Origin of the sequence: Microcystis sp. M165S2 (genome assembly GCF_020245885.1) — a bacterium.
Classification (GTDB): Bacteria; Cyanobacteriota; Cyanobacteriia; order Cyanobacteriales; family Microcystaceae; genus Microcystis.
In genome coordinates this window covers 1-11,853 of the sequence record NZ_JADBTZ010000224.1, presented here as the reverse complement: position 1 = coordinate 11,853, position 11,853 = coordinate 1, and the positions used below count along the sequence as shown (strand labels likewise).

The following is an 11,853-nucleotide window of genomic DNA, read 5'->3' as shown; positions in this document are numbered from 1 at the left end:
GCATACCGGAACCTTTGGGCTCGACCCAATAAACGCTTGGGGAGAGAATACCTCTACTTTTTCAGAAGCAATTCTGTCTTTCGCAAGTAATCTCTGTGAACCAAGAATCCCCGTCTCTTTAGAGCGGGGAGTGTCAACTCTCCAGTTAAACTATAGTAGTCAATAGTTATAAAGTTTTAAACGATAACCTATTGTCAGCCTTTTTAACTGGTCACTTTATTACCTACCTATGTTAGACAGTTTCTCCCCCCAAACCTCTAGCGTCGTCCTCGCTTCGGTGGCGGACTATTTCAAAGTCCTGTCGGAAGTCAGTCGCCTACAGATTCTCAGTTGCTTGCAATTAGGCGCGATGAATGGTAAAGAAATCGCTGAAGCTACCGGACTAGGCCAGGCCAATCTCTCCAAACACCTGAAAGCTTTAACCCAAGCGGGAATTATCTCGCGGCAACCCCAAGGAGTCAGCGTTTACTATCAAATTACCGACCCCGTGATCTATGATCTCTGTCAGGTGGTTTGCGATCGCATTAGTCAGCAAATGCGTCAACGGGCACGAGAATTCGAGAGTCTGCCGGCTTTCCATCTCCCTAAATAGGGTTTGCGGCAAAAAGCTTTTCCTGGGGGCAGGGTGTGGGGTGTGGGGTGTGGGGTTTTATCGATTTTCAGGTGGTCAACTACCTAATTTTCAGGGAAAAAGTCCCGGAATTTTCCCCCCGCTCCCCGCAATGGCTGGCACTTTTTGAGGGGAAAAAAGTCTAAAAGTCTTATCCAACAAGGTTTTTAGATTTATTCAGCCAACCCTAAATAAAAATTACCAAACCCTTGACATTTGGCCTCAATTATGATATAGAAAAAAAATCCATGCTCCTAGAAGAACTTTGTCAACGCTATCGGGAGGGAGAAAGAGATTTTCGGGGGATTAATTTGCGGGAAAGCGACTTAACTAATATTGCCCTCCCAGGAGTCAATTTTTGCCGTGCCGATCTGCGACAGGCGCGGTTAGGAAAAATACGCCTCGCGCGATCGCTGCTGAGAGAAGCGGATTTAAGTGAGGCGATTCTCTGGGGAGCAGATTTAAGTCAAGTGGACTTTTATCGAGCTTGTTTACGAGATGCGGACTTAAGCGGGGCTAATCTCATCGAAGCCAATTTAGAAGCCACTTATTTAACCAAAGCCGTCTTAAACGGTGTTAATCTCAACAGTGCTAATCTCCAGCAGGCCCTATTAATCGATACGGATTTTCGCTCCACTTCCGACCAACGCACGGACTTAGGCAAAACTAACTTTTGCGGAGCCGATCTCAACTATGCCAATCTGAGCGGCTCCCTGTTATATCGAGCTAATTTCGCTGATTGCCGACTTTGCCGGGTTAATTTTCGTGCTAGTCCCGAAAGAGACGGATTTATTACCGATCTCACTGGGGCCAGTTTCCGGGGTGCGGATCTCAGTTATGCCGATTTGCGCGGGGCAATTTTAGAAGATGTGGACTTGACTGATGCTGATTTAACCGGGACTTTGTTTTAATCTGGGAAGCTTTTTCAGTAAACAGTGATCAGTAAACAGTAATCAGTGAAAAGATGTCATTTCACTTAAAACTCAAATCCGATAACAAGGGCTGAATCTCAGACCTAATTGGTTAAGCTAAAAGCTTTGATGTGCTTAGTCTCTAACCTTCTTTTTAGGTAGGAAAATTGTCAGATTCTGTCTTTTGCCTCTTGCCTGTTGCCTCTTGCCTTCAGAAGCTGATAACTGCTCACTGATAACTGATAACTGCTCACTGATAACTGATAACTGCTCACTGATAACTGATAATTGAGAGTCGATTTATTTAAAACCGACGGATGCTTGCCAAACAAAGGCCAGCAAGAGGAAAAATAGGGGAATCAGGGGCAAGACATCGACTAAAGGGTCGAAAATTTGGTATGCTTCCGGCAATTTGGCCAACAAAAGTGCAGTTTCCATCTCTCTATCTACCTTGACAAGAAAATTTTCAAACGTTTCCTGAAATTTTATCACGTTGAGGTAACATCTAAGGCATCCTCAAGCCAAGGGGCAAAATCTTGGGCAAAAGTTCCTTCTAGGATAGATTGACGAATTTCACGGGTAAATCTGATTAATTCGGCGATATTGTGCAGAGATAAGAGAATATAACCCAACATTTCCCCCGATTTAATTAAATGATTCAGATAGGCACGGCTAAAGTGTTGACAGGTGTAGCAGGGACAAGTCTCGTCTAAAGGGGCGAAATCCTCCTTAAAACGGGCATTTTTTAGGTTCCAACGCTCTCCCCGCACTAAAGCCGTGCCATGGCGACCAAAACGGGTGGGAATGACGCAATCAAACAGAGCTATGCCACTAGCGATCGCCTTGGCCATTTCTCGATAGGTTCCCACTCCCATCAGGTAACGGGGTTTATTTTCGGGGAGTAAAGGGGCAGTTATCTGGACAATGCGATGAATTAGGCTCGTTTCTTCCCCCACACTCACGCCACCGATAGCATAACCGGGTAAATCGAGTTTTACTAAAGATTCCGCCGCCGCTGCCCGTAAATCCTCATAAATTCCCCCCTGCACTATGGCGAATAAAGCCTGTTGTTGGGGTCGTTGATGGGCCCTCAGACAGCGCTCTAACCAGCGATAGGTGCGTTCTATGGATGCTTTCATGGTCTCATGACTGACTCCCGTGGGGGGACATTCATCGAAGGCCATAATCACATCAGCACCGAGGGCATTTTGAATCTGAATCGATTTTTCTGGCGTAATTTCGATTATTCTACCGTCCCGGGGCGATCGAAAGGTGACTCCCGATTCTTTAATTTGCCGCAGTTGACTCAGGCTAAATACCTGAAATCCACCAGAATCTGTTAATATTGGCTGATTCCACGCCATAAACTCGTGTAAACCTCCCGCTTTCTCGATAATACTTTCTCCAGGCTGCAGATGCAGGTGATAGGTATTAGCGAGAATCATTTGCGCCCCCGTGCTGGCGATTTGAGCGGGGGTCAAACCTTTCACCGTGGCCAAAGTTCCCACGGGCATAAAACGGGGTGTTTCTACCGGTCCGTGGGGAGTATGCCAAACCCCAACCCGCGCACCAGTTTGGGGACACCGGGCGATTAATTCAAAGGAAAATCCCACTGTTTCAGTTATTAGTTATCAGTTATCAGTTATCAGTTATCAGTTATCAGTTATCAGTTATCAGTTATCAGTTATCAGTTATCAGTTATCAGTTATCAGTTATCAGTTATCAGTATTTTTGCTCACTGCCTAAAAGGGGCAATCGTTGTCGTCTTCGTCTTCAAACTGCACATCCCACTTAGCAGAAAGTACCTGAGTAACCATGGCTTCGAGGGTATCGGCATTGAGACGGGCTTTCATATCGGGGTCTTGGAGTGGATTACTCAGGGGAATTAACCTTAATTGCCGATTGTCTTGGATCAGATCAAAATAGGTTTCACCGTCGGGAGAGCGGGTTAGACGCAGACAATCGAAGCTATAGGTATTGAGATAAAGACTGTAGTTAGCAACTAGGGTGCTTTGCTGATAATCGGCGAAAACTTCCACTATCCATCCCTCCCCTTCACTCTGAATCACTCCTTCGAGACTATGGATGTAGCGAACTCGTCCGAGATCATCGAGGAGACGACGCATATCTTCTTTAGCGATGACCACGCCAGAATCAATAATACAGGGGGCGGGCAGGGGCTGTGAGGGTGGATGATAGTTCATAGGGATTGCCAGTAAAAAAATTTCCGTTAATAACCCCAGTGACTGGGGGGTTTCTACCGATTCCTGTTGCAATTTTTTTCGGGTTACGTCTCGATCTTAACCCAATCCGTTAGAACTTTTCATTGTTATTTAACTTAGTGTCAGCATTCGTCCCTCGCGCTTAGTACGATGGGACGGGGCTTTTAAAGGGGCGAAGTAATTCGCCCCAGGGTTCCCCTCATGAATGCCGATATAGAACAGCAAAGCACAGCTAAAAACAAGTCTGACCTATAGTTGACAATGTAATTGCAGTATGCTGGAATAGTTTGCGATCGTTGCGGTCGATAACGCAAAATGTTTGTTTTACGGTACAAGCTTAGAGGAAAATCATCTCAATATCAAGCCATTGATGAGGCTATTCGGACAGTTCAGTTTGTTCGGAATAAATGTCTTAGATATTGGGCAGAAAATAAGAGTGTAGTACAAAAATATATTTATCGATATACAACTCAATTAAGAGATGAATATTCTTTCGTCAAAGAGCTTAAATCTACAGCTTATCAACAGGCTTGCGAACGTACTTGGACTGCTATTCTTCGGTTTTATAGTAACTGTAAGAAGAAAATTGCTGGCACGAAATGGTATCCTAAATACTCTAAACGTACTCATTCTGTTGAGTTTAAAAAGTCAGGTTGTAAACTTAATCGAAATTCCAAGAGAATAACTTTCACTGATGGAAAAAACATTGGGGAGTTAAAACTAATTGGTAGTCGAGACTTGTTTTATTTTCAAGAATGGCAAATTCAACGGGTAAGAATAGTTAAACGTGCTGACGGATATTATTGCCAGTTAATGTTAAAACTCGATATTAGAGATATAACCCCACAATCAGAATCGACGGGTCATTGCCTAGGATTAGATCTGGGGTTAAAAGGTTCTTCCGTTTGTCTTATGCAACGGACAGGATTATAAGAGATGAAACCCTTATAAAGAAAGACATTTGGCGATTTTTGTCAATTGTTTTCGATCTAGAGCGAACTAATCAATTAAATCTCTTGCCAGATAAGGATTTAGTCGATTTATGCCACCCTATCGAACCATAACAAGTAACGAAGAGCCGGAACTCTTTCCACGGAGATAATCCTTAAGAGTAAAGTTAAAGTCCCGAACCGCAACACAATCAAGATGTCTTGTCTAACAACGCCTTACCAATAAAGCTTAGAGGAAATCCGAACTAGGGAAGAATTCGGAAGTCTGTGCCAGATTGTGTCTCGATGCGGTAGTCTCTACTTGCGTCGCCTAAATTGGTCTAGGCAAGCTCCGTCGCTTTTAGGGCGGGGTTAGTGACAACTATTTACTGGGAGGGTTAGAAGCGGAAGGACTGCGATCGATCACCTGATCGATTAAACCATAGTCTAGGGCTTCTTCGGCGGACATAAAGAAATCCCTTTCCGTATCCTCGGCGATGAGGTCGAGAGGTTTACCCGTATGACTAGCTAGGTGTTCATTGAGTAATTGTTTGAGATAGAGAATTTCTTTGGCCTGAATTTCGATATCGGTGGCCTGACCTTGGGCGCCGCCGAGGGGTTGGTGAATCATGATCCGCGAGTTGGGTAGGCTCATTCTTTTGCCCGGTTTGCCGGCACTGAGGAGAAAAGCCCCCATACTGGCAGCTAAACCAATACAAATGGTGCTGACATCGGGACGGATTTGATTCATGGTGTCAAAAATCCCTAATCCGGCCGAAACGGAACCCCCAGGGGAGTTGATATACAAGTAAATATCTTTTTCGGGGTCTTCTGCTTCTAGAAAGAGCAATTGGGCGACGATTAGGTTAGCCAGGTCGCTGGTTACTTCTTGTCCCAAAAAGACGATTCTTTCCCGGAGTAGTCGGGAGTAGATATCGAAGGCGCGTTCGCCCCGGCCTGTGGTTTCAATAACGGTAGGAATCATTACGCTTTCTTGTCTTGCTGCTGCGGTTAGTTTTTTTGATTGTAACCTAGGGAATGGGGGATAGGGATTAGGGAAAGTGGGGAAGTGGGGAAGTGGGGAAGTGGGGAATTTCAACTATAGCAAAGACCAAGGTGCTTAGGACAATCCATCGCTGAAACCCTGTTCAGATAAGAGTTTGAAAATTGAAAGCGTCCTAAATAACCCATTATTTGCTATAAAACCCTAAAACCCTAAAACCCTAAAACCCTAAAACCTAACACCTAACCCCCAACAGCTAACGGCTAAAAATAATCTTCTCGATGGCATCTAGGGCGGTTTCTAGGTCATCGTTGACGATTTGATAGGGGAATTCCTCGCTGGCGGCTAATTCTTCTTGGGCGCGCTCTAGACGGCGGGCGATCGCTGTTTCGGCATCTTTGCCCCGGCCGCGCAAACGACGTTCTAATTCCTCGAAACTGGGGGGTAGGATAAAGATTCTCCTCGCTTCGGGGAAGCTTTGACAGACCTGTCTGGCTCCCTCTAATTCGATTTCTAGAATTACGGTCTGGCCTGTTGCTAATTGAGCGGCGATCGCTGATTGGGGTGTCCCATAGTAGTTGCCCGCGTATTCGGCCGATTCCAGAAATTGTCCGGCTGCCATTTTCTCCTCGAAACTGGGACGGTCGAGAAAGTAGTAATCTTCCCCCTCAATTTCACCCGGTCGAGGTGGGCGCGTAGTGGCGGATACGGACAGGTAGAGGTTAGGGAAACGAGTTAGTAAATGCCGGACTAGCGTACCCTTGCCCACGCCGCTAGGGCCGGTAATGACAATTAATTGACCGGGTTGCATGGGGTTAATAACTTAGTTGCTACTATTAACAGGCACTTCCTTGTTGACCACGAAACGGTGAGCCACGGTTTCTGGTTGAATGGCCGACAGCACTACATGACTAGAATCGGTGATGATCACCGCACGAGTCCGTCTTCCATAGGTAGCATCGATTAAACAGCCTTTATCCCGAGCATCACTGATGATGCGTTTGATAGGAGCAGATTCCGGGCTAACGATGGCGATAACCCGATTAGCGGAAACAATATTACCGAAGCCGATGTTGATCAGTTGTATATCCATAAGTTAACAAAGGTGCAGTCCTTTGTACAAAAGAGTGTGGAGGTATGATTACAATGTTATCGAGAAAGATTTAGCCTTACAACGCTAAAAATAACATTCTTAATCACATTTTAGTATTTTTTCAGGTTTTTTGCGATTTTAATTAAATTTGTTTACACGAGTCTCTATCTTAGGGAATAAAAAGGCAAAAGTCGGGAAAATTAGGGAATTTTGAGGGTCTGGGGTGATGGGGTGTGGGGTGCGGGGAGCTTTTTTTCAGTGATCAGTAAACAGTAAACAGTAATCAGTGAACTGAAAACTCACATCTGATAACTGACGACCGATCACTGATCACTGTGAAGAATGTCCCCAGCAATGGCATGATAATTATGGTAACTAATAAGTATTCTCTATCCTTGGTGGGTGCGTTAGACTATGGGTTTTGCTGATCTATCGATCGCTGATATTGCGGCAGAGTACGATCTGGCCGATGAATCTGTGTTGTCACTTTGCGACCAATTAGGCATCTCCTATAAAGATCGGCAGACTAATCTCGCCCTAGAAGATGCTAAAGCAATTATCTCACTGATTTTATCCCAACGCTCAGGAGTAACCGCCTCGAAAACGGAAACGTCCCCTTGACTTTATTCCCAACTGCGATCTTCTCGGTGTCCGTGATCACTTAGAATCGATCGATACCCTCCCAGAGGAGAAAATTTTTTAGTCACCTTAAAATCCCCTTTCTTGGAACAATTGCGAGTAGGAGAACAATGATCAAACGTTTGATTGTGGCAGCGATCGCTGTAGTCTTTTTTGTATTACAATTCAATCTTAACGGCGCTAGTGCCTTAGAACTCGATGAAAAAACCCTCACCATCACCCTCAATGACGCAGGGGAATCGGTGAGTTTGACTTCTGAACAAGCGACGGAAGGACAGAAACTTTTTGTCGCCAATTGTACTAAGTGTCACCTGCAAGGTAAAACCAAAACTAATAATAATGTCAGTTTGGGTCTGGCCGATCTGGCAAAAGCGGAACCCCCCAGAGATAATCTGTTAGCATTGATTGATTATCTAGAACATCCCACCAGTTACGATGGTGAAGATGATCTGAGCGAATTCCATCCCAATGTTAGCCGTCCCGATATCTTCCCAGAATTACGCAATCTGACCGAAGATGATGTGTATAACGTCGCTGCTTATCTGTTGGTTGCTCCCCGTCTAGACGAGCGCTGGGGTGGCACAATTTACTTCTAAATTGCCCTCCATATATCCCTCGATCCCTCTAGATTTCTAGGGGGATTTTTGATTAGACAGCAAATAGTTGTAAAAATTCTTTGAGTTCATTTAATACCTCATGCTCAAAGTTCCAAATATGACGTTTGTTTTTCATAACATAATCAAATCCATTCATACTGCATTTCCTGCCAGCTTGTTTTTTGTCTTCTGTGGAACAGGTATCAAATCGTAAATAGTTACTAATCCAAAACTTATCAAAATCTTTGTCTTTAATCGATTTTTCTTGCTTGTTTAAACAATTTCTCCAGTCTTCTAAACAATCCGCATAGGTGGAATCTTGACTTTTAATCTTCTTGAGAACTGTTTCTAGTTCTCCTTGTCCTTCCACATTGGTAAAATAACAAGCAAATTCTGTGATTTGATCTTCTATTGTTGTCAATCTATAAAGCTGACTTGTTTCCCTAATATCTTCCGCTTCTGGATACACCTTTTTCAGACAATCGTTAAGCCAATTTAGTCGCTCTGTCTTAGTATCAGAATCTTGATCGATAATAATACCAACTTTAGGGATAGCTTTTTTACCAAGAGTCGCCTTAATTTCATCGAAAGTGCTGGTTAATTTAGCTTTATCTAAACCCTGTAAACATTTATAGTCATCTTCCTCAAAGCAAATCGGTTTATCTAACTGAATTTTGTTAATATTTAAGTATTTTACTAGGGCTTCGATAAAAATTTTATCATTCTTGCTCTCGACGATTAATAAGTTACTCACCTCTCACCTCATTGCCATGTTTTAAGGCGTACTCTAAAGTGCTTAATTGTCTTTTAATACCAATAATTTTATCAGTTCTGGGACTCCTTGCTAGTTCAAAATAAGCCCCCTGTTCTGGATAATATTCTAACCCCACATCGGCAAAAGCTTGGATCATCTCTAAACTATGGGTTGTGGCAAAAATTTGGCTATCTAGTTCCATAGCTAATCGGAATAAAGTTTTCCAAATATCTGGGTAAGCAGTATAGTGAAGACCATTTTCTATTTCATCGATAAAAATGATTTTTTGCGGATTAAGCAGCAGAGCAAAAATTATCTCTATCAGACGATTAATAGCTTCACCAAAAAGAGATATGGGTAAGCGTTTTGTCTCTTTTCTTTTCAGATATAAATTTGGTTCGCCCAGAAAAAAACTTTCTATTTTCTCAATGGACGGATCGAGAATTTGTAGAGCTTTTAGCACTTCTTCTTCCTGTTCATTAAAAACTATTTTAGTATAGGACTCACTCAATTCTTCCAAAGATTTACTGACAGATGCGGCAATGATTACTGGTTCCTCATCACCTGGATCAGGTAAAGCGAGTATTCCCTCAGAACTAGCAATTAAAAAATAGTTCAGTTGACCATCATTTGAGTCATTATCAGGGTCAAAACTTGTTTGTATATTTAAGATAGAAATAACCGATTTATTTTTAGCGATAAAATTATATAATTGTTGCCAATCTTCAGGGCGAACTAGAACATTATCTTTAAGAGAATCGGAAATCGATATTTTTACCAATTTATCTCCTTGATTAGATTGGGAGCCTTTTAAATCAATAATATTTTTTCTATCAAGATTGAATAATAGATTATCCCAAGCATTTTTAGGAATAGCCTGAACAACTGCTAAAGATTGCTTACGAATGATTCCTCTGATGTGATCAATAGTATTTGGATAGGGATAACTATACAAAAATATTGCCTCTAACAAGGCAGTTTTCCCTGAATTGTTTTTACCCCCAATTAAATTAACTCGCTCAAAACCTTCAATTTTGGTATTCTCAAAACACCTAAAATTACTAATTTCAAGATCCTTAATCATGTTGACCTCCGGGCTGAATAAGCATAAATTTAGGGTTAGGAATGAAGCTGGCGAGATGGGGATTTTTTTACTTAATTCTAGACGAGAATCGCCTCAAACTCTCAAAACGGTGACTATCCCTGACGGAAACTGCCGCCCTAAGAGATAATAGAGACAGGGATTTATTTACATTTCTTCATCATGGCTAGAGACTTACGAGGATTTATTAAGCTTTTAGAAGATCGTGGGCAATTACGCCGCATTAGTGCATCGGTCTCTGCCGATTTAGAAATTGCCGAGATCGCTAATCGGATGCTACAGGTGGGGGGACCGGCCCTACTGTTTGAAAACGTGCAAGGAGCAGAGTTTCCCGTCGCTATTAACCTGATGGGAACGGTAGAACGCATCTGTTGGGCGATGAACCTGAATAAACCCGAAGAATTGGAAGATTTAGGCAAAAAACTCGCCCTGTTGCAACAACCGAAACCCCCGAAAAAACTCTCCCAAGCGATCGATTTTGGTAAAGTTTTATTTGATGTCCTGAAAGCCAAACCCAACCGTAACTTTTTCCCTGCCTGTCAACAGGTAATTTTAGAAGGGGATGAAGTAGATTTAAAGAAAATTCCGATGATTCGCCCCTATCCGGGGGATGCAGGCCAGATTATCACCCTAGGGCTAGTAATTACTAAAGATTGCGAAACGGGAACCCCTAACGTCGGTGTCTATCGCTTACAGCTACAGTCTCACAATACCATGACCGTCCACTGGTTATCCGTGCGCGGTGGGGCGCGTCACCTGCGAAAAGCGGCACAAATGGGCAAAAAATTAGAAATAGCCATCGCTTTAGGGGTTGATCCTCTGATTATCATGGCCGCCGCCACTCCTATCCCCGTAGATCTCTCAGAATGGCTGTTTGCGGGATTGTACGGCGGTTCCGGGGTACAGTTAGCCAAGTGTAAAACCCTCGCTTTGGAAGTGCCGGCCGACTCAGAAATCGTCCTGGAAGGAACAATTACTCCCGGAGAGGTATTGCCAGATGGACCCTTTGGTGATCACATGGGTTACTATGGCGGTGTGGAAGATTCACCCCTGATTCATTTCCACTGCATGACCCATCGTCGCGACCCCATTTATTTAACCACTTTTAGCGGTCGTCCTCCCAAGGAAGAAGCGATGATGGCTATCGCTCTTAATCGTATTTATACACCGATTTTACGGCAACAGGTGTCGGAAATCAGGGATTTTTTCCTACCTATGGAGGCTTTAAGCTATAAAGCGGCGATTATCTCCATTGATAAAGCCTATCCTGGACAAGCGCGGCGAGCGGCCTTAGCTTTTTGGAGTGCCTTACCCCAGTTCACCTATACTAAATTTGTCATCGTCGTCGATAAGGAGATTAATATTCGCGACCCCCGGCAAGTGGTTTGGGCAATTAGTTCTAAAGTGGATCCGGTTCGCGATGTGTTTATTCTCCCGGAAACCCCCTTTGATAGCCTCGATTTTGCCAGCGAAAAGGTCGGTTTGGGGGGGAGAATGGGAATTGATGCCACCACTAAAATGTATCCCGAAACTGACCACGAATGGGGGGAACCTTTGGAGTCGGATACTGCCATGGCACTCAAGGTTTCCCAACGCTGGTTAGAATACGGTTTAATCGATATTAATTTACAAGAAGTGGATGCCAATAAGTTTGGCTACGAAATGTAGATTTAACCGACTAAATAGGGTCTGCTGAATAAATCTAAAAACCTTGTTGGATAATATCTTTAGGCTTTTTTGAAATCAAAAAGTGCCTTAGCTAGGAGTGGTCGGGGGGGGAATTCAGGTACTTTTTCCCCGAAAATTAGGTAATTGACCCTCTGAAAACGGGTAAAACCCTACACCCTACACCCTACACCCTACACCCCACACCCCACACCCTACCCCCACGAAAAACTTTTTGCCGCAAACCCTAAATAGGGTTTGCTGAATAAAGCTAAAAACCTTACAGGAAAAGGCTTTTAGCTAGATTGAGAGTCGCTCAGGTGCCCCTG

Annotated in this window: 13 protein-coding genes and 1 pseudogene; 6 read left to right on the top strand and 8 right to left on the bottom strand. The window is 43.5% G+C overall.

Annotation, left to right across the window (positions count from 1 at the left end):
* The first annotated feature begins 229 nt into the window (after positions 1–229).
* Positions 230–592, top strand: coding sequence for an ArsR/SmtB family transcription factor (locus tag IM479_RS11555; protein WP_002738764.1), 363 nt, complete (start codon positions 230–232; stop codon positions 590–592).
* Positions 593–858: 266 nt separating this feature from the next.
* Positions 859–1,521 (top strand): heterocyst differentiation pentapeptide repeat protein HetL, encoded by a 663-nt coding sequence (gene hetL, locus IM479_RS11550; RefSeq protein WP_287687767.1) that lies wholly within the window; start codon positions 859–861, stop codon positions 1,519–1,521.
* 300 nt (positions 1,522–1,821) lie between these two features.
* Here the strand turns inward: hetL and IM479_RS11545 are convergent, their stop codons facing one another.
* From IM479_RS11545 to IM479_RS11535, 3 genes are all read right to left on the bottom strand, one after another.
* On the bottom strand, positions 1,822–1,959 hold the full coding sequence (locus IM479_RS11545; protein WP_008206475.1) for a photosystem II reaction center protein K: 138 nt from the start codon (positions 1,957–1,959) through the stop codon (positions 1,822–1,824).
* Positions 1,960–2,009: 50 nt separating this feature from the next.
* The gene (gene tgt, locus IM479_RS11540; protein ID WP_287699415.1) at positions 2,010–3,134 is read right to left on the bottom strand and encodes a tRNA guanosine(34) transglycosylase Tgt; all 1,125 of its coding nucleotides are present in this window, start codon (positions 3,132–3,134) and stop codon (positions 2,010–2,012) included.
* Between the two features lie 129 nt (positions 3,135–3,263).
* Positions 3,264–3,725, bottom strand: a complete 462-nt coding sequence (locus tag IM479_RS11535; protein ID WP_004163378.1) for a hypothetical protein — start codon at positions 3,723–3,725, stop codon at positions 3,264–3,266.
* Positions 3,726–4,058: 333 nt separating this feature from the next.
* On the opposite strand from IM479_RS11535, the pseudogene IM479_RS11530 reads away from it, so the two are divergent.
* A pseudogene (locus IM479_RS11530) lies at positions 4,059–4,637 on the top strand (RNA-guided endonuclease InsQ/TnpB family protein); the annotation flags it as partial.
* Positions 4,638–5,054: 417 nt separating this feature from the next.
* Here the strand turns inward: IM479_RS11530 and clpP are convergent.
* From clpP to remA, 3 genes are all read right to left on the bottom strand, one after another.
* A complete protein-coding gene (gene clpP / locus IM479_RS11525) occupies positions 5,055–5,771 on the bottom strand; it encodes an ATP-dependent Clp endopeptidase proteolytic subunit ClpP (protein WP_287687773.1) in 717 nt (238 codons plus the stop codon).
* Between the two features lie 160 nt (positions 5,772–5,931).
* Complete coding sequence (gene gmk / locus IM479_RS11520; protein WP_286826456.1) at positions 5,932–6,486, bottom strand: guanylate kinase; 555 nt, start codon at positions 6,484–6,486, stop codon at positions 5,932–5,934.
* Positions 6,487–6,498: 12 nt separating this feature from the next.
* Entirely contained in the window at positions 6,499–6,768 is a 270-nt protein-coding gene (gene remA / locus IM479_RS11515) for an extracellular matrix/biofilm regulator RemA (RefSeq protein ID WP_287687775.1), read from the bottom strand.
* Between the two features lie 414 nt (positions 6,769–7,182).
* On the opposite strand from remA, the gene IM479_RS11510 reads away from it, so the two are divergent.
* Complete coding sequence (locus IM479_RS11510; RefSeq protein WP_002735525.1) at positions 7,183–7,389, top strand: hypothetical protein; 207 nt, start codon at positions 7,183–7,185, stop codon at positions 7,387–7,389.
* A 128-nt stretch (positions 7,390–7,517) separates the two neighbouring features.
* Entirely contained in the window at positions 7,518–8,003 is a 486-nt protein-coding gene (gene psbV, locus IM479_RS11505) for a photosystem II cytochrome c-550 (RefSeq protein ID WP_287687777.1), read from the top strand.
* A 52-nt stretch (positions 8,004–8,055) separates the two neighbouring features.
* Here psbV and IM479_RS11500 read toward each other — a convergent pair whose 3' ends face one another.
* Positions 8,056–8,757, bottom strand: coding sequence for a DUF3226 domain-containing protein (locus tag IM479_RS11500; protein WP_159297669.1), 702 nt, complete (start codon positions 8,755–8,757; stop codon positions 8,056–8,058).
* Positions 8,750–9,841: an AAA family ATPase gene (locus IM479_RS11495; protein ID WP_287687778.1), complete on the bottom strand. Its 1,092-nt coding sequence runs from the start codon at positions 9,839–9,841 to the stop codon at positions 8,750–8,752. The genes IM479_RS11500 and IM479_RS11495 overlap by 8 nt, the downstream gene beginning before the upstream one ends.
* 180 nt (positions 9,842–10,021) lie before the next feature.
* Between IM479_RS11495 and IM479_RS11490 the strand changes: the two genes are divergently transcribed.
* On the top strand, positions 10,022–11,527 hold the full coding sequence (locus IM479_RS11490) for a UbiD family decarboxylase (protein WP_287674784.1): 1,506 nt from the start codon (positions 10,022–10,024) through the stop codon (positions 11,525–11,527).
* Positions 11,528–11,853: the final 326 nt, after the last annotated feature.

Bases quoted from the DNA above. Each gene is read 5' to 3' on its own strand.
- IM479_RS11495 (WP_287687778.1), bottom strand. From the start codon at position 9,841: ATGATTAAGGATCTTGAAATTAGTAATTTTAGGTGTTTTGAGAATACC.
- psbV (WP_287687777.1), top strand. From the start codon at position 7,518: ATGATCAAACGTTTGATTGTGGCAGCGATCGCTGTAGTCTTTTTTGTA.
- remA (WP_287687775.1), bottom strand. From the start codon at position 6,768: ATGGATATACAACTGATCAACATCGGCTTCGGTAATATTGTTTCCGCT.
- hetL (WP_287687767.1), top strand. From the start codon at position 859: ATGCTCCTAGAAGAACTTTGTCAACGCTATCGGGAGGGAGAAAGAGAT.
- IM479_RS11490 (WP_287674784.1), top strand. From the start codon at position 10,022: ATGGCTAGAGACTTACGAGGATTTATTAAGCTTTTAGAAGATCGTGGG.
- IM479_RS11545 (WP_008206475.1), bottom strand. From the start codon at position 1,959: ATGGAAACTGCACTTTTGTTGGCCAAATTGCCGGAAGCATACCAAATT.
- IM479_RS11555 (WP_002738764.1), top strand. From the start codon at position 230: ATGTTAGACAGTTTCTCCCCCCAAACCTCTAGCGTCGTCCTCGCTTCG.
- IM479_RS11535 (WP_004163378.1), bottom strand. From the start codon at position 3,725: ATGAACTATCATCCACCCTCACAGCCCCTGCCCGCCCCCTGTATTATT.
- IM479_RS11510 (WP_002735525.1), top strand. From the start codon at position 7,183: ATGGGTTTTGCTGATCTATCGATCGCTGATATTGCGGCAGAGTACGAT.
- gmk (WP_286826456.1), bottom strand. From the start codon at position 6,486: ATGCAACCCGGTCAATTAATTGTCATTACCGGCCCTAGCGGCGTGGGC.